Genomic DNA, 18,457 nt, shown 5'->3' with positions numbered 1-18,457 from the left:
CCACCTCCTTGCTTATGTACTAATAGTAACCTACTGTTGGTACATAGCCGATCTTCCCCAGCCGAAGGAACAGCCATGAACACGCTCGTCGTAGTCTCCCATCCCGACCCGCACTCTCTGACCCATCAGGTCGCTCACTCCGTAGTCGAGGCCATCCGATCCACCGGCACCACCGTGGAGACCGCAGATCTCGCCGCAGAGAGCTTCGATCCACGATTTTCGGCTGCAGATCTGAGCCTGTTTCGCGGAAACGGAAGCACACCGTCCGATGTAGCCGAGGAGCAGACACGGATCGACCGCGCCGAACACCTGATTCTCGTCTTCCCGATGTACTGGTGGTCGATGCCCGCACTACTGAAAGGCTGGATCGACCGCGTGTTCGTCGAGGGCTGGGCCTATGAATACGGGGACAGAGTATTCGTGAAGAAGCTGGACCGACTCACAATCCATCTGGTCGTCGTCGCGGGAGACGATGCAGACAGCTTCGAGCGCCATGGCGTCCATCAGGCCATTCGAACGCAGATCGAGCGCGGCATCATCGAATACTGCGGTGCCACAGTGGGATCCACGAACTTCGTATACGGGTCGGACACCAGGAGTCGCGCGGAACTCGCTACCGAGATCTCCGCTATCGGTAGCACGGTCGCAGACCGGGTCGCCGCGCAGCGCGCGCTCACCTGACCTGCCACCGCCACGCGGGACGAGGGTGGTCAGCGATTCCGCTTCTGCTCGGCACGGATCAAACCGCCGGCGACGATCAGCCGCTGAATTTCGCTCGTGCCCTCGTACAGGCGGAGAAGACGGACATCTCGATAGATTCGCTCGACGGGAACGCCGCGCATATATCCTGCGCCGCCGTGGATCTGGACCGCGAGGTCGGCAACTGTGCCGACCATCTCGGTGCAGAACAGCTTCACCGCCGACGGCGCGATCCGTCGATCGGTGTTTTCCACCCAGGCTCGGGCAGCCTCACGCACCATGGCCCGGCCTGCCATGACTCCCGTCTGCTGGTCGGCGATCATCGCCTGGACGAGTTGATGATTGCCGATGGGCTCGCCACCCTGCGTGGAGGACGCAGCGTAGGAGACGGATTCGTCCAGGGCACGCTGCGCTTGACCGACGGCGAGCGCTGCGATGTGGACGCGGCCACGCGCCAACGACGTCATCGCCGCCCGGTATCCGATGTCACCGTTGCCGCCCACCAGAGCGTCGGCGTCGACCTCGACGTCGGTGAACGTCACATCCGCGGTTCCTGCTCCCTGCTGACCCATCTTCGCGTCCTTGTCACCGACCTCGACACCCGCAGCGTCGGCGGGGACCAGAAACACCCCGATCCCGTTGCCGCTGTTCGGCTTCGGGTCCACTCGCGCGAACACGACGAACAGGTCCGCGATGGGCGCATTGGTGATGTAGCGCTTGCTTCCGCTGATGATCCAGCCAGTACCGTCCACTACTGCCGTCGTTCTCAGCCCTGCCGGGTTCGAGCCGGCACCGTCCTCGGTCAACGCGAACGACGCGACGACGTCGCCGGCCGCCATGCCGGGCAACCACGTTGCCTTCTGCTCGTCGGTGCCGAACCCGACGAGCACCTGGCCCGCGATTCCGTTGTTGGTGCCGAACATCGACCGCAACGACAGTGTGGTGTAGCCGAGCTCCATGGCAATCTCGACATCCTGAATCAAGTTCAGGCCGAGACCACCGAACTCTTGCGGAATCGCGTATCCGAACAACCCCATCTCGGCGGACTGTCTCCGGAGATCGTCGGGAATCGAATCGGCGTTCATGATCTCGAGTTCACGCGGAACCACCCGCGATCGGACGAACTGGGAGACTTGCTTCTTCACGTCCGCGAAGACGTCGTCGGGTACCTCGGCATTGCGCACGGTCATGGCACCACTATCGACGCTGCCCACGGATCGGACAACCAACAACCGCGAGTAGTTGACACAACAATCATAGTGGGTACCATCGAATACAGTTGACATCGCAACTACTTCGGATGTCCACCCGACGAAAGGTCTCATCGATGACGAAGATCGCAATCATCTACTACTCCGCAACCGGCCACGGATCCACGATGGCGAACAAGCTCGCCGACGCAGCGACGGCGGCTGGAGCCGAAGTACGCGTGCGGCACATCGCGGAGACGCGCGACCCCAGCACCTTCGCCGAGAACCCCGCCTGGTCCGCCAACTACGAGGCAACCAAGGATCTTCCCGCTGCCAGCGGCGACGACATCGTCTGGGCCGATGGCGTCATCCTCGGATCTCCGACGCGTTTCGGTAGCACTGCAGCACCGTTCCAGAACTTCATGGACTCGCTCGGCGGCTACTGGGCCAAGGGTGAACTTGCGAACAAGGCATACGCCGCCTTCACCTCGAGCCAGACCGCGCACGGCGGCCAGGAGACCACGCTCATCGGTCTCTACACCTCACTGATGCACTTCGGCGGCGTCCTGGTTCCGCCCGGATACACCGACGGACTGAAGTTCGCCGACGGCAACCCCTACGGCGTCAGCCACGTCACCGGCCCCGAGAACAAGAACGAACTGGACGACGCGACCACCGCAGCGCTGACCCACATGGCCACGCGCGTCGTCACCATCGCCGAGGCTCTGGCGAAGTAAAGGCCGGCTCTCGTCACCTCGAGAAGACCGACCGATTCGCGTCCGGGTCCGCACATCGCCAGTGCGGACCCGGACGTAGTACATGCGTGATGACAAACGGCGTGTTTGTCATCTCGGGCGCGCACCGCCATGCTGTGTGCAGGGAACAGCAACTCCGCTGACTTCTGCGAGCGGTCGGTGGCGTCTCCCACCGACTCGTCGCTGCGACGAGTGCGAAACGGACATCGATGAACGATCCCGGCTTCGATCCGCTCGTTCTCCGCGCCCTGTTCGACGAATCCCCCGACATGGTGGCCCTGTCCGCGTTCTCCGGCAGCGTGATCGACGTCAATCCGGTCGGCCTCCGCCTGGTCGGCCTGGAAGAACTACCGTCGTCAGGCCTGTCCACAGCAGATTTCTTCACCGCCCGCGGGCTCGAAGTCTCCGGTGACGTCGAACATGCGTTGCAGACGACCGGTCACTGGCAGGGTCGTACCGAATTACGCCACTTCGTCTCCGGCGGGGGCATTCCCGTTGCCCTGTCCACGTTCGTCGTCCGACGTTCCGGGCGAGAACCCGACCTGATCGCCACGATCGTCCGTGACCGCACCCGTGGACACCAGCGCGATCTGGACCTGCTGGCCGCGGCTGTATCGGCGGAGAGAATCGCAGTCGAGCAACGGGCACTGGCCGAATTGAGCGCACTTGCCGTCACGGCGGACTTCGATACTGTGCTGACTGCGGCCACGAGCACGGCGGCCAAGTTGGTGGGCGTCGAGTCTGCGGCCCTGGCCCGACGTTCGGAGGACTCGACCGACCCGCTTCTGTCCGTCGACGCGATCACCCGCACGCTCCCACACGATTTCGTGCTTGCCACCGGCGACGGGTCGTTGACCGGTTATGCCTTGGCGCGAAGGGCGATCACCGTGTGTTCCGACGTCGAATCCGAAACACGATTCGACACCTCGGCCATGGCTGCCCTGGGCTTTCGCAGCGGTGCCGCCGTTCCGATCACCATCGGTGCCGGGCTGTGGGGCGTACTGATCCTGTTCGGCCGAGAACCACACGTTTTCGGCGACGGAGACATCGCATTCGTCTCCGCAGTCGCCGGAGTGCTCTCCGCTGCACTCGAACGAGTGGAACTCGACCGCGAGCTGCGCTGGCGCAGCGCGCACGATCCCTTGACCGAACTGCCGAATCGGGCGGTGGCGTACGACGCGATCGACACTGCGCTCGCACAGGTCGCGGACACCGGCGGCCGAGTGGCCCTGCTGTTGCTCGACGTCGACGATTTCAAGATCATCAACGACAGCCTCGGCCACGACGTCGGAGACCGCGCACTCGTGCACTTCTCACGCCGCCTGGCCGCGACCGCGAGACCTGGCGATACCGTGGCCAGGCTCGGCGGCGACGAATTCCTGATGATCTGCAATCACATCGACGACGTCGCACATGCCGAACGCGTCGCCGAGTGCATCCGTTCCGCTCTCGCGGCCCCTACCGCGGAAGACGAGGGCGACGACCCGATTCCGGTGAGCGCCAGCATCGGAGTTGCGGTGTCCACTGCGGGCTCGACCCGACGCGAGCTCCTTCGATCGGCCGACCTGGCGATGTACCGCGCCAAGGACACCAGGGCCGGGCACGCCGTCTTCGACTCGAGCGACCTCTACGACGCCGACCGTGTGCGCTCCATGTCGGTGGACCTGCGCCGCGCCGTGGCCTCCGGCGACCTGACACTGGACTACCAACCCGTGATCGACGTCGAGACCGGACACATCGTTTCCGTCGAAGCTCTGGCGCGTTGGCAGCACCCCAATCTCGGTCCCATCGAACCGTCCGAATTCGTTGCCGTGGCCGAACGCACGGGTGTGGCAACGCTTCTCGACGATTGGGCCCTCACCACCGCCTGTCGACAACTCGTCGACTGGCGCGGGCTGGGCTGCGTCGGCATGCGCGTCAACATCAGCGCGCTGCAACTGCGCGACCCGGCCTTTCCCGATCGAGTGGCTGCCGCCCTGCTCACCACCGGTGCGCACGCTGACGGCGTCGTTCTCGAACTCACCGAGACGGAATGGCTCGCCGACACCGGCACGGTTGCGTCCAATTTGGCGAGACTCCACGAGATGGGAGTTGCGTTGTCACTCGACGATGTCGGGAAGGGCTACAGCAGCCTGGCCTACCTCGAACGATTCCCGGTGATCGGCAGCTTCAAGATCGACCGAACGTACATCGACGCTCTCGACACCGAGCGAGGACGAGAAGTGTTGACCGCCATCGTGTCACTGGCGAAAGCCTACGGCGTGACCGTCGTGGGCGAAGGCGTCGAGACGCAGGCGCAACTCGACGCCCTCACCGCAGCCGGATGCAATCTGGTGCAAGGGTTTCTGCTGGGTCGGCCCGCCGACGCCGAGCACACGGCGCTACTACTGTCCCGTGACAGCGCAGCGCGACAACGCTGAGCACGTCGAACACGGGCCTCGATCTCACCGCCGGGGGCGCGCCGATGCGACGAGCATCGCCAGACCCATCTCGAAGGCGCGGGTGGCAATGGGATCGTCGGCATCCTCGTGTTGGACGGTCTCGTAGGCCGCGGCCAACCGCGGGAAAGCCTCCTCCTGGCCGGCAGGATCGAATACGACACTCGGGCCGGACATGTCGAGGACACTGCCGAGGATGAACGATTCGAACGCGGTCAGCAGAGGCAACACGTCCCTGCTCGCCCAGCCCACCGCCTCTGCGGCAACAGAGAAATCCTCGTACTCCGCCAACAGCACCGGGGTCGATGCGCGTGTGGTCATGAGGAGGGGAACGGCGCGGTGATGCTCTGCGAACGCCAATCGATAGGACCTCGCCCATTCGACGAGGCCCTCCTCCCAGGGCAATTCGCGTAGCGGTGCCGAGTCGATTCGGGCCGAGACCAGAGCTCGGACGTCTTCGATCATCGCCGCGCGGTCGGCGACGTGGTTGTAGAGGGAAGTAGGGTTCACGCCCAATTTCAGCGCCACGCCCCGCATGCTCGCACCGTCGGCTCCGTGCCGATCGACCAGGGCCAATGCGGTGCGGGCGATCAGGTCACGGCTGAGAATGGCGCGAGGTGGTCGTGCCATGGTCGCCTCCTCTCGGGCGGTCGTCGAGTACGGACAGCCTTGCATGTCGGGATTTTTTTCGATTCACCCGTTCCCAAAACCGACAGTGTGTGTTTTAGTTCTGTCATGACTTCTTCTTCCTTCACCGTGGTCGAGGCCGATGTCGCCGGCGTTTCCGCCGCGCTCGCCGAGGGCACTGTGACGAGCGTCGAACTGGTAGCGCGTTACCTCAATCGAATCGGGCACTACGACCGCACCGGCATCAGCCTCAACGCCGTTCCGGTACTGAACCCCGACGCGTTCGAGGAAGCCCGCGCAGCCGACCGGCGCCGGAGCGCTGGGCAGACCCTCGGCCCGATGGACGGAATCCCCTACACCGCCAAGTCCAGCTACAAGGTGCGCGGCCTCCCTGTGACGGCCGGCTCGCCCGCATTCGAGACCCTCGTCGCGACCGACGACGCCTTCGCCGTGGCCCAGCTGCGAGCGGCAGGCGCCATCTGCCTGGGCCTGACCAACATGCCGCCGATGGCAGCGGGTGGAATGCAGCGCGGACTCTACGGACGCGCCGAAAGCCCCTACTCCGCAGAGTTTCTCACCTCGGCGTTCGGCTCGGGATCGTCGAACGGATCGGGTACTGCGACAGCTGCGAGTTTCGCTGCCTTCGGACTCGCCGAGGAAACCTGGTCCTCGGGCCGCGCACCCGCGTCGAACAACGCGCTCGTCGCCTACACGCCCTCTCGCGGGGTGATCTCGGTGCGGGGCAACTGGCCGTTGGTGCCCACGATGGATGTCGTTGTGCCGCATGCCCGTACGGTCGACGACCTACTGCACCTACTGGACGTGGTCGTGGCCGACGACGCGGTCACCGAGGGCGACCTGTGGCGCATGCAGGAGTGGGTGTCGATCCCCCCGGCCTCGGATGTTCGGCCCGCGTCCTTCACCGATCTGCCGCCACTGCCGTTGCAGGGGCTCCGGCTCGCCGTACCTCGCCTGTACGTCAACGGCGATCCCGACAGCGCATATCCGATCCATACCCGCGATTCGGTGATGACCCTGTGGCAGACCATGCGTGACGATCTGGCGGCTGCAGGCGCAGAAGTGATCGACACCGACTTCCCCGTCGTGGAGAACTACGAAGGCCTGCACCCGAACTCGCAGACCATGGTCGACCGCGGTCTCGTTCCCGCCGAGTTCCTCGACCGCGAGCTGGAAGAACTCTCCGTGTGGGCGTTCGACAGCTTCCTCGCCGCGAACGGTCAGCCAGGCCTGCGCGGCCTGGCCGAGACCGACGGGGCGCGCATCTTCCCGCATCCCACGGGCGCGCTACCCGATCGCTACGGCATTCTGCCGTTCGACACGGCCTACGATCTGGCGGACTACGTTCCCATGGCGAAAGCAGGGGTGACGCCGTTCGATCGCATTCCGTCCGTGGAGGCCGGCATGCGCGGATTGGAAGAGGTCCGCCGCGTCGACTTCGAGAAGTGGTTGCAGGACAACCGCTTCGACGCAGTCGTCTTTCCTGCCGTCGCCGATGTCGGCCCCGCCGACGCCGATGTCGACGTCGCGTCCGCCGACATCGCCTGGCGCAACGGAGTCTGGGTGGCCAACGGCAATCTCGTGCCCCGTCACCTCGGCATACCCACCGTCACCGTTCCCATGGGGTCGATGAGCGACACATCGATGCCGGTCGGCTTGACCCTGGCCGGTGCTGCCTACTCCGATTCGACCCTGCTGCGTCTCGCCCGTTCCGTCGACACCCTCGGGGCACGACGAGTGGCTCCCGCACGCACCCCGGCACTGACCGACGAGCACGTGTTCGACGGCATCGTCGGTGCCGGTGACTCGGATGCCTCCATCGCAGTGACCGACGTGCAGATTCGGCCGGGCTCCGCGGGCGACGAACTCACCTTCGCCGTCCGGATCGACGGCGGTTCCATCGACGACGTACAGGCTTTCGTCGACGGAGTGCGGGTGCCGCTCCACACGACGGGCAGCGCCGTCACCGGGACGGTGTCGATTCCGCCGGGTTCGTACGACACCCTGCACAGTGAGTGGCGGGCACCGTACGGTCCCCTCGTCGTCGCCGTCGCCCGCTGCGCAGACGGTGGTGTCGCCGGTGCCATGGCGACCACCGACGGATCGCCTCTCTGATCATGACCATTCCACTGACGCCCGACGCCACCCGGCTTCCACTGAACACTCGACGAGCGACGTCGACATTCGGTATGTCCGTACTCGGCCTGCTGACCGCAAACTTGTTGCCGTTCATGGTGATCGCACTCCAGGACTCCCTCGGCGTCAGCGTCGCCGAGGCGGGGACCATCATGACGGGCTCGCTGCTCGCCACCGCGCTGGCCTGTATCGCCGTCACCCGACTGGCCGAGGGGTCGCGGCGGATCGCGGTAGCCCGAGTCGGTCTCGTGGTGACCGCACTCGGATTCGGTGTCGCTGCGTTCCCGCTCGGTGCCACCGTCACCGTCGTCGGCGTCATCATCGGAGGTGCGGGAGCCGGCGGCGCACTGGCCGCGAGCGGTGCAGCTCTGGCGGCACTGCGCAATCCCAACCGGATGTCGGCGGCCAACGGACTCGTCAACCGAGCCGTCGTGACCCTCGTCCTCGCGGTGATCCCGCTGGTCGGGGTCGGCCTGGGCAGTGTCTACGGATTCGTAGCGGCTCTGGCGATCGTTCTCCTGGTGACGTCGGGTTGGTTGCCCGCCGCACCCGTACTCGACTCACCCGACCCGGTGCGACGGGCTGTGGAGCCGCCGGCCTCGGTCGGCACGCGGCGCATCACAGTTGCCGGAGTGTCCCTGCTGGTGATGTACGCGGTGTGGGCGATCAGCGAGGATTCGCTCTGGGCGATCGCAGGCACCATGGGCGCAGACAATGCGCAGCTGAGCGACGCAGCACTCGGTGTGGTTCTCAGCGCGTCGAGCGCAGGGGGATTCTTCGCCGCCCTCGTGCTGATCCTGCTCGGCGACCGGGTGGGGCGCGCGCTTCCGATGGCGGTCCTACTGATCGTCGGTGGCGCCCTGAAGCTCGGCACGTCCCTCGCGACCGATCCCACGGTGTACGGCGTGCTGCTCGTCGCGTGGAACTCGGTGTACCTGGCGGCATTCCTGTTCTTCATCGCCACCGCGGCCGCGCTGGATGCCAACGGCAGATTCTCGGGTCCCTCGCTCGGCGTGTATCTCGTGGGTACCAGTTTCGCCCCAGCGTTCGGTGGTTGGCTCGTGGAGTCGTTCGGCTACAGCACATTCGGCTGGGTCGTAGGCGTGACCAGTTGGTTGTTGGTCGTACCGGTCGTTCTCGTCGCACGCTTGTCCACCCGCGTCGAACAGGCAGAAAACCAAGCACGGCAATCGGATTCGCTACCGCAGGAGACATCTCGATGACAACCCCGACCACCCGGACCGCACTGGTGAACGGCAGGATCCTCAGTTCCTCCGGCACCCTGGAGGCCGTCGCCGACGGCACCTTGGCCGAGGCCGATCGTGTGGTGATCGACGGCGACCACATCGCCGAGGTGCACCTGCCCGGCATCTCGCACGCGGCGTCCGCCGACGTCACGGAGGACCTCGAAGGCCGATTCGTCCTCCCCGGATTCGTCGACTCGCACGTACACCTGTTGTGGCTCGGTGCCGGGCTCAGCAGCGTAGCCCTCACCGACGCAGGCGATCTCGCGGAGATTCGACGCCGGCTGGTCGACGCACGAGAATCCCTCGGCTCCGAGGCGACCATGCTGCGCGGCCGCGGATGGCTCTTCGATGCCATCGACGGTGAACCCACCGCAGCCATGCTCGACGAGGTCGTCTCGGACATTCCGGTGTTCCTCGACTCCAACGACATGCACTCGATCTGGGTCAACACCGCCGCACTCGAAGCGATGGGAATCGACGCGACGACAACGGATCCGGCCGGTGGCCGGATCTCGCGTCTTCCCGACGGCTCACCCGCCGGGATGCTGTACGAACGCGCCGCGCACGAATTGGGTTGGGCCTACCTGTCTTCGGTCACCTCGAACCAGGATCGAGAGCGACACATAGGGCGTGCGCTCGACGCGTTCGCGGCCGCCGGTGTCACCTCGGTCGTCGACATGGGGATGGACGAAGACGGCTGGCGCGCGCTGTGCGGTGTCGCGCAGCGCTCGGGAGGCCGGCTACCAGTCCGTGTCTCGGCGCATTGGCTCGTCGTCGATACCGGTGACGCGCAGCGCAATCTGGACCAGGTGAACCGTGTTCTCGAGCTGCGGAACGACCCGACACCGTGGCTCGAGCTCGTCGGTATCAAGCTCGTACTCGACGGTGTGATCGACGCGTGTACCGCAGCGTTGAACTACCCGTACGCCAACGGCACCAACGGAGACCTGTTGTGGAGCGCCGAGGCCCTTCTACCCGTCGTCGTCGCCGCGGATGCTGCACAACTGCGTCTGGCCATCCATGCCATCGGCGATCTGGCCAGCGACATGGCCCTCGATGTTCTCGAGGAGATGATCGACGTCAATCCGCCGTGGGATCGACGACCGCGGCTCGAGCACCTCGAAATCGTCAGCGATCGGACACCCGACCGAATGGCTCGGCTGGGCATCACGGCATCGGTACAGCCGGTGCACTCCGACCCTGCGATCCAACCGAACTGGCGCGCCCAGTTGGGCGACGACCGTGTCGAACGCGGCTACCCGTGGACGTTGTTCACCGCTGCGGGGGCCCGCCTGGCATTCGGCACCGATGCCCCGACCGCGCCCCACGAAGCGCTGGCGAACCTGTATATCGCCACCACGAGACGCTCGGCCACCGACCACTCGCTGCCACCGAACGAGCCACAGTTCGCGGTGCCGCTCGACGCCGCCCTACGCCACGCGACATTCGACTCCGCCGCGTCCTTCGATGCCGATTCGCGGGTCGGTCGAGTGCAACCCGGCATGTACGCCGACCTCGTCGTACTGGACGGTGACGTACTCGACGGAGGCAATCTGTTGGCTGTGTCGGTCGTGCGCACCATCGTCGGCGGCAAGACCGTGTTCGAGAAAGAGACCGAGGAAACCCATGTCTGACACCGTGTTCGACTTTTTCGCCCAGCCCGAGCTACCGACGCCGACCCTCGAGTCCGACGAGGTCCGTAGGCTGATGGACGAAAACTTCGGATTGGCATGCACCCTCACCGAACTCGGCAGCCAGCAGGACCAGAACTTCGTGGTTCGCGACATCGACAGCGGTGCCCCGGTCGGCGTCCTCAAGCTGAGCAACCCGGTGTTCAGCGAGTCCGAGATCGAGTTGCAGGACCTCGCCGCAAGCATCGTTGCCGAGCGAGAGCCGACGCTGCGTACCCCCAAGGTGGTCGTCGGCCCGCGCGGACCTATGTCCGCATGGTGGAACTCGTCGCACGGGCGCATCCACGGCCGTGTCATCGAATTCATCTCGGGCACAACGCTGATGGGCTCGAACTATCTCTCCCCCGCCACGACCGCGCGGATGGGTGAACTCGCAGGAAAGGTGAGCGTCGCACTCTCCGATGTCGACCACCCGGCGTCGGGCCGGGTGCTGCAATGGGATCTGCGCCATGCCGATCGCGTCATCGCGACGCTGTTGCCCGACGAGCCGGACCAGGATGTCAGCGATTTCATCACCGACGTCACCGCATCGGCCTTGCGTCAGTTGCATTCGGTGTCGGCCGACCTGCCACTTCAACTCGGTCACTTCGACATCACCGACGACAACGTTCTCGCGCCGACGGCACCCGGGTCGCTCCCCGACGCCGTCATCGACTTCGGCGATGTCAGTCGATCGTGGGCGGTCAACGAAATTGCGGTGACCTTGTCCTCGCTGCTGCACCACGACGGCTTCGCGCCGGTCGACGCACTGCCCGCCATCCTCGCCTTCCATGCCGCACGTCCGCTGAGCGAGAACGAGATCGAGGCACTGTGGCCATTGGTCACCCTGCGCGGAGTGGTCCTCGTACTCAGCGGCCGTCAGCAGGTACGCCTCGACGCCGGGAACTCGTACGCCGACTCCGCGCTGGATCGCGAATTCTGCATCCTCACCCAAGCAGCATCGGTGCCCTGCGCCGTGATGACCGAAACCATCCGTCGGGTTCTGGGTTTGGACGCCCGGCCGCGACCGACCTGGCAGGGCGAACCGTTGGTCGCCGGTATGTCCGACGCCGTGACCATCGACGCGGGCACCACGTCGACCGTCAACGACGAAGGGCGCTGGCTCGACCGACACACCCTGACGGCCGCCGCGCTTGCCGCACTCGATGCAGGCGCTCCCGCCGCAGTGGTACCTGCGTGGTCTGCTCGGCTCACCGGTGGACCCAGCCGCACTCCCACAGAGCCGGCCACGATCTCGACTGCGCTGACCATCTGGCTCGCCCAGGACACCACGCTCGACGTACCTGCAGACTGCTACAACACGCACACCGACGACGGCATCACCGTCACGTCCGGTGACGACGCCGTCCACTTCGTGGGCGTACCGAACTCACCGAATACCCTGGTGCTGCCGGCGCGTACACCGATCGACGTTCAGCTCACCCGATCGAACTCGGGGCCGATACCACTGCGCGTCGAGCCCTCGTACTCCCACGGTTGGTCGGTACTCGCCGGTGACCCAGCGCCGGCACTCGGGCTGCCCGCTACCGTCGTCGCCCCCGAGGACGACACCCTCGAGCGCCGCGAACGGCTGCTCGCCGAGGTCCAGGAGCACTACTACGCGGAGCCGCCCCGCATCGAGCGTGGATGGCGTGAGTATCTGGCCGACGTCGACGGCCGGGTCTATCTCGACATGGTCAACAACGTCGCCTCCGTCGGCCATGCCCACCCGAAGGTGGTGGCGGCCGCCCATCGGCAGATGCAACTGCTGAACACCAACTCACGCTTCAACTATCGTGCGATCACGGAATTCGCAGAACGCATCACCGCGACCCTCCCCGACGAACTCGACACCGTGTTCTTCGTCAACTCCGGTTCGGAGGCAACCGATCTCGCCATCCGGATCGCGATGGCCGCGACCGGACGTACCGACATCGTGGCCATGAAGGAGGCCTACCACGGGTGGACCTTCGCCAGCGACGCCGTCTCGACCTCGATAGCCGACAATCCCAATGCCCTTGCCACCCGGCCGGACTGGGTACACACCGTCGATGCCGCGAACTCCTACCGAGGAAAGCACCGCGGTGACGACGCCTCGAGGTACGCACCCGAGGCCGTACAGTTCATCGACGACCTGGCTGCGGCAGGCACTCTCCCCGCCGGGTTCATCTGCGAGTCCTACTACGGCAACGCCGGAGGAGTCGCACTTCCCGACGGCTACCTCCAGCAGGTCTACGCCGCCGTCCGCAAGCACGGTGGCGTCGCGATCTCCGACGAAGTGCAGGTCGGTTACGGCCGACTCGGCGAATGGTTCTGGGGCTTCGAGCAGCAGCAGGCGATTCCCGACGTCATCGCAGTCGCGAAATCCATCGGTACCGGCCAACCTGTTGGCGTCGTTGTCACCACCCGAAAGATCGCCGACCGCTATCGCACCGGTGGCTACTTCTTCTCCTCCACGGGCGGATCCCCGGTGTCGTCGGTGATCGGTCTCGCCGTACTCGACGTCATCCAGCAAGAGGGGTTGCAGGAGAACGCGCGCGTCGTCGGTGGCCACCTGAAGTCTCGACTGCAGGCCCTCGCGGCCGAGCACCCCATCGTGGGCACAGTGCACGGCTCTGGGTTGTACCTGGGACTCGAATTCATCCGCGACCACTCCACCCTCGAACCCGCCACCGAGGAAACCGAGGCCATCTGCAATCGACTCCTCGAACTGGGAGTGATCATGCAACCCACCGGCGACCACCAGAACGTGCTCAAGATCAAACCGCCCCTGTGCGTCTCGAAGGAATCGGTCGACTACTTCGTCGACTCGTTGAACAGAGTCCTGACCACTGGTTGGTGATGTGCCGGTCCGAAGTCCTCAGGTCACCAGACCGCGCGCTCGATGAACCGATCACCTTCCGACTACACTGAGGAACTGCCAGATGCGTTTGATGGTCGGTTATCTCGCCACCCCGAGCGGCGAGGACGGCCTCGTTCTCGGGGTACAACTTGCCCGAAGCCTCGGTGCTGCTCTTGATATCTGCATGGTTCTACCACCCGAGCGCACCGTTCCAACTCGTGTTCCGTCCATCTCCGGCTACGACGACGTCCTGACGACTCAGGGAATGGAGTGGTTGCGTAAGGCGAGGGCGACGGTGCCCGCCGATATCGATGTCGCGGTGCACCTGTCCGTCCACGAATCCTTCGCTCAGGGACTTCTCGATGAGGTCACTCGGTTGAACGCGCAGGCGATCGTCGTCGGTGCCGCCGGAGACGGCCTGCTCGGCCGACACTCCGTTGGATCGGTGTCCACCGAGCTGTTGCACTCGGCTCACGTCCCATTGGCCCTCGCACCACGGGGTATGCGGCACTCGTCGGTCCAGAAGATCAGAGAGGTCACCTGCGCGCTCGGAGCCCGAGTCGGGGCCGATGTGCTGCTTCGCACAGCGGTGCGGACGGCGGAGAGGATCCGCACACCGCTGCGGTTGGTTTCGCTCGTCGCGTTGGATCCGCAGAACGACCTGCACGACGGTCATGACGCGTTCGACACAGTTCGCGAGGCTGCGGTGTCGCACGCGAGAACGACACTCGACGAGGCGACAGCTGTTCTGCCGCAGGGATTTCCGGTGACGGTGTCGATCGCCGACGGATCGACGGTCGAGTCGGCCGTACGCACGTTGGACTGGCAGGACGGCGACCTGGTCATGGTGGGTTCGAGCCGCCTCGCCCAACCCCATCGACTCTTCCTGGGGTCGACTGCAACCAAGATGCTTCGCGTCCTACCGGTCCCCATGGTGGTCGTACCCAAGCAGGACTTCGAATCATGAATCGAACGAACGAAGGTTCCGATATGACGAACGATGCGGGCGAACAGGCCGGGCCTACGAGTACCGTAAGCGCGAAGGGTCTGGCCACGGGGACAGTCGGCACCATTTCCGGTGCCATTCTGGGAATCTCGTCGGTCGCTCCGGGTTGTACGCTGACCGCAAGCATCGGCCTCATCGTTGCGGCCGTGGGTCTGAAGTTGCCCGCCATATTCATCGCCGGATTCATCCCGATGTTCCTCACCGCATATGCCTACCGCGAACTCAATTCGGCGTCGCCGGACTGCGGCGCTTCGTTCACCTGGTCGACCAAAGCGTTCGGGCCGTACGTCGGGTGGATGTGCGGTTGGGGCATGGTGATCGCCACCATTATCGTGCTGTCGAACCTTGCTGCGATCGGCGTCCAATTCTTCTATTTGTTCATTGCCAATTTGTTCGAAAGTCCCTCCGTCGCAGATCTTCCTGGCAACAAGTTGGTCAATGTCGGTACCACCTTGGTGTTCCTCGGGATTGCCACGTGGGTGGCCAGTCGAGGTATCACGACAAGCGAGAAATTGCAGGTTGCGCTCGTAGGTTTCCAGATGGTTCTTCTTGCCATCTTCGCCGTGATGGCTCTGGTGCACGTCGGCTCGGGTGACTCCCCCGCTGGACTGAGCTTCGATCTCGATTGGTTCGATCCGTTCACCGGAGTGGCCGCCGGGGCGTTCGTTATCGGTCTGACGGGGTCGATTTTCGCGTTCTGGGGTTGGGACACCTGCCTGACGCTGGGCGAGGAATCCAAGGACCCGAAGCGAACGCCCGGGCGCGCCGGACTGCTCTGTGTGTTGACTGTGCTGCTGACATACTTGCTGGTATCGGTCGCTGCGATGATGTATGCGGGAGTGGGCGACACCGGCCTCGGACTCGGCAACCCCGACAACTCGGAAAACGTGTTCGGCGCACTTGCCGACCCGGTCCTGGGCAAGTGGGGCGGGCTGATGCTGTTCCTGGCCGTGTTCGTGTCCTCGGTGGCGAGCCTGCAAACCACCTTTCTTCCCGCGGCGCGCACGATGCTTGCCATGGGTGTGTACGGCGCGTTCCCGAAAAAATTCGCCGAAGTCTCTCCCCGCTTCCTGGTGCCGTCCTACGCCACGCTGGTTGCAGGTGTCGTGACCGCAGTGTTCTACACGGTGGTGACATTCCTGTCGGAGCGAATTCTGATCGATACCATTGCGGCACTGGGAATCATGATCTGTTGGTACTACGGCATCACAGCGTTCGCTTGCATCTGGTATTTCCGCGGCGCACTGTTCGACAGCGTGCGCAACGCATTTTTCCGTTTCGTGTTCCCGTTGGTAGGCGGACTCATACTCCTTGCCGTGTTCGTCTTCTCGTTGGACGAGAGCATGGACCCGAACAATGCCAGTGGCGCGTCCATCGGCGGAATCGGATTGGTGTTCTTCCTGGGATTCGGCGTGCTGCTCTTCGGCGCTGTGCTGATGACCGTCATGAGATTTCGCAGTCCGGCGTTCTTCCAAGGCAAAACGCTCGATCGGAACACCACGGCCCTACGGAACGAGGGCGACCTCTCCGATTACCAGCGACCGGCGACGCTGGATTCCCAGCGCGGCGAATAGTCCGGTCTCCGGCCGACTCGACAATCAACAGGAGTACACACGATGGCTATTGCTCTCGACAGTGAGGTTGCGGCGGCACTGCAGGCGGCCGCAGCGACCTCGGGCGTTCCCACCGCGACCGAGCGAGGCGATGTCTGGACGCTGCGAGCTGTCATCGATGCGACTCTTGCCATCGACCACGGAAAGCTACCGGGCAGCACTGCTGTACGCAGGTCGGATCATGTTGTCGAGGCCGACGACGGATGTGCCGTAGCGATGCGCTGGTACCTGCCGGACAACAGGGTGAGCACCAGTGCCGTCGTCTACGCGCACGGAGGTGGAATGATCAGCGGGTCGCTCGAGCTGTACGACCCAGTCATCGCGCACTATGCCGAGCTGACCGGCGTGGCATTTCTCTCGGTCGACTACCGCCTCGCTCCGGAGGCGACCGGTGATGCCCCCGTCAAAGATGTCTACGCCGCGCTCGCCTGGCTGGTTCGCGAGGCGGATGCACTGGGCGTCGATCGCGAACGCATTGCGATCATGGGAGACAGCGCCGGAGGTGGACTGGCAGCGGGTGCCGCAATCCTCGCACGGGACCACGGCATGGCGTTGGCACACCAGATCCTGATCTATCCCATGCTCGATTCCCGCACTCTCGTACCCGACCCCCATCTGACAGCGACTGCGACGTGGACGTACGACGACAACTTCACCGGATGGAACGCGCTGCTTCCCGAGGGAGTGACGGTCTCGACGCTGTCCTCACCCTCTCACCTCGACGACTTCGCCGATCTTGCACCGACATTCATCGACGTCGGAGACCTCGACATCTTCCGAGACGAAAGCATCGACTACGCGCTGCGCCTGCTTCGCGCCGGAGTGCCGTGCGAGCTGCACGTACGGACCGGTGCCCCACACGCTTTCGAGTGGATCGCACCCGAGGCGGCAATTAGTCGCCGGTCCACCGAAGATCGATATCGAGTCATCGAGGCGCTCTGACGGACTTGCTCGTTGCGACCGGTGACGCGCGATGCCCGACGGTCGCAACATCACCGTCACGTCTCCAACGCGCACTCGACTGTGATGACAGAATTCGCGTATGACGCAACTCGGTCTCGGACTTGCCGCACTCGGACGCCCGGAGTATCTGACCATCGGGCATTCGTGTGCGGTGGACGGGCGGTTCGACCCGGCTGCGCTCGAGCAACATTGCCACGCAGTACTGGACGCCGCCTGGGACAGTGGCATTCGGCACTTCGACGTCGCCCGCTCCTACGGTCTGGCCGAGCAGTTCCTCGGCAGCTGGTTGTCTGCCCGACCGAACCGGCGCGAGGAACTCGTGATCGGCTCGAAGTGGGGCTACGCCTATGTCGCCGACTTCCAGCGGGGCGCGGAGGTACACGAGGTCAAGGAACACTCGGTCGCACGCCTGGCCGAACAGTGGCCGCAGACCGTGCGCGATCTCGGCGGAAAGCCCGACCACTACCTGATTCACAGCGTCACCCCGGACAGCCCTGCCCTTCGCGACGCAGCCCTGCTCGACGATCTACGCGCGCTGGCAGCCGGTGGCACCCGCATCGGCATCAGCACCAGCGGGCCGCACCAGGCCGATGTCGTGCGTGCGGCGCTCGAGATCGGGGTGTTCGACTCGGTGCAGTCGACGTGGAATCCCCTCGAACCGTCCGTCGCCCCCGCCCTGGCGGAAGCACACGAGGCCGGCTGGTTCGTCGTCGTCAAAGAGGCGATGGCGAACGGTCGACTCGTCGCCGAGAACTCCGAACTCGCCGCGAGCGCCGACTCGGCCGGAGTCGGCCGCGACGCGCTCGCACTGGCCGTCGCCCTCGCGCAACCGTGGGCCGATGTGGTGCTCTCCGGTGCCGCCACGGTGGCGCAACTCGAACAGAACATCGCTGCGCTCTCCATCGACCGCGCCGTGATCGCGCCCGGCGACCTGACCATTGCCGACCTGGACATCGCCGAGCCCCCGCGGAGTTACTGGGACAACCGCTCCCGCATGGGCTGGACCTGACCTCTGTCCACCTTCCCGAATCGGCTCCTCCCATCCGAATGTCGGACGCCGATCGGTGTCGCATATTCGGATGGGAGGAGCCGAACCGGCTCGGCATACGAGCATGTCGAGGTAGAGCGGCCCGTCACCCCTGCCCCCACCTGGTGATTGACATCACACGCACCGGCGGCTATCTTTCAAACTGACATCAGTTCAGTTTGATGGAACATTGCAGCCACCTCGAGCACGTGGGTCGAGTCTGCGA

Annotated in this window: 13 protein-coding genes; 11 read left to right on the top strand and 2 right to left on the bottom strand. The window is 64.8% G+C overall.

Features of this window, described 5'->3' with window-relative positions:
- Positions 1-75 precede the first annotated feature (75 nt).
- Positions 76-681, top strand: a complete 606-nt coding sequence (locus ASH04_RS12020) for an NAD(P)H-dependent oxidoreductase (RefSeq protein WP_027495696.1) — start codon at positions 76-78, stop codon at positions 679-681.
- A 29-nt stretch (positions 682-710) separates the two neighbouring features.
- Here ASH04_RS12020 and ASH04_RS12015 read toward each other — a convergent pair whose 3' ends face one another.
- Complete coding sequence (locus ASH04_RS12015) at positions 711-1,889, bottom strand: acyl-CoA dehydrogenase family protein (protein ID WP_057473617.1); 1,179 nt, start codon at positions 1,887-1,889, stop codon at positions 711-713.
- A 137-nt stretch (positions 1,890-2,026) separates the two neighbouring features.
- Between ASH04_RS12015 and wrbA the strand changes: the two genes are divergently transcribed.
- Together wrbA and ASH04_RS12005 are read left to right on the top strand one after the other, a co-directional pair.
- Positions 2,027-2,626 carry an NAD(P)H:quinone oxidoreductase gene (gene wrbA / locus ASH04_RS12010; protein WP_027495694.1) on the top strand — a complete coding sequence of 200 codons (600 nt, stop codon included), beginning with the start codon at positions 2,027-2,029 and terminating at the stop codon, positions 2,624-2,626.
- A 227-nt stretch (positions 2,627-2,853) separates the two neighbouring features.
- Positions 2,854-5,064, top strand: coding sequence for a sensor domain-containing protein (locus ASH04_RS12005; RefSeq protein ID WP_057473616.1), 2,211 nt, complete (start codon positions 2,854-2,856; stop codon positions 5,062-5,064).
- Between the two features lie 24 nt (positions 5,065-5,088).
- Here the strand turns inward: ASH04_RS12005 and ASH04_RS12000 are convergent, their stop codons facing one another.
- A complete protein-coding gene (locus tag ASH04_RS12000) occupies positions 5,089-5,712 on the bottom strand; it encodes a TetR/AcrR family transcriptional regulator (RefSeq protein WP_032367318.1) in 624 nt (207 codons plus the stop codon).
- A gap of 105 nt (positions 5,713-5,817) precedes the next feature.
- Between ASH04_RS12000 and ASH04_RS11995 the strand changes: the two genes are divergently transcribed.
- The 8 genes from ASH04_RS11995 to ASH04_RS11960 all read left to right on the top strand — a co-directional run bounded on the left by ASH04_RS11995 (position 5,818) and on the right by ASH04_RS11960 (position 18,213).
- Positions 5,818-7,842, top strand: a complete 2,025-nt coding sequence (locus ASH04_RS11995) for an amidase (RefSeq protein WP_032366840.1) — start codon at positions 5,818-5,820, stop codon at positions 7,840-7,842.
- Positions 7,843-7,844: 2 nt separating this feature from the next.
- A complete protein-coding gene (locus ASH04_RS11990) occupies positions 7,845-9,086 on the top strand; it encodes an MFS transporter (RefSeq protein WP_032366841.1) in 1,242 nt (413 codons plus the stop codon).
- Positions 9,083-10,744, top strand: coding sequence for an amidohydrolase (locus ASH04_RS11985; RefSeq protein WP_082519238.1), 1,662 nt, complete (start codon positions 9,083-9,085; stop codon positions 10,742-10,744). Before ASH04_RS11990 ends, ASH04_RS11985 begins: the two co-directional genes overlap by 4 nt.
- Positions 10,737-13,622 carry an aminotransferase gene (locus ASH04_RS11980; protein ID WP_057473615.1) on the top strand — a complete coding sequence of 962 codons (2,886 nt, stop codon included), beginning with the start codon at positions 10,737-10,739 and terminating at the stop codon, positions 13,620-13,622. Before ASH04_RS11985 ends, ASH04_RS11980 begins: the two co-directional genes overlap by 8 nt.
- A gap of 82 nt (positions 13,623-13,704) precedes the next feature.
- The gene (locus ASH04_RS11975; RefSeq protein WP_057473614.1) at positions 13,705-14,589 is read left to right on the top strand and encodes a universal stress protein; all 885 of its coding nucleotides are present in this window, start codon (positions 13,705-13,707) and stop codon (positions 14,587-14,589) included.
- A 23-nt stretch (positions 14,590-14,612) separates the two neighbouring features.
- Positions 14,613-16,202, top strand: a complete 1,590-nt coding sequence (locus ASH04_RS11970; RefSeq protein WP_057473932.1) for an APC family permease — start codon at positions 14,613-14,615, stop codon at positions 16,200-16,202.
- Positions 16,203-16,244: 42 nt separating this feature from the next.
- Positions 16,245-17,183, top strand: a complete 939-nt coding sequence (locus ASH04_RS11965) for an alpha/beta hydrolase (protein ID WP_057473613.1) — start codon at positions 16,245-16,247, stop codon at positions 17,181-17,183.
- A gap of 100 nt (positions 17,184-17,283) precedes the next feature.
- Positions 17,284-18,213 (top strand): aldo/keto reductase, encoded by a 930-nt coding sequence (locus ASH04_RS11960; protein ID WP_057473612.1) that lies wholly within the window; start codon positions 17,284-17,286, stop codon positions 18,211-18,213.
- Positions 18,214-18,457: the final 244 nt, after the last annotated feature.

Origin of the sequence: Rhodococcus sp. Leaf233 (genome assembly GCF_001426165.1) — a bacterium.
Lineage (GTDB): Bacteria > Actinomycetota > Actinomycetes > Mycobacteriales > Mycobacteriaceae > Rhodococcoides > Rhodococcoides fascians.
This window is presented reverse-complemented; position numbering and strand designations above follow the sequence as displayed.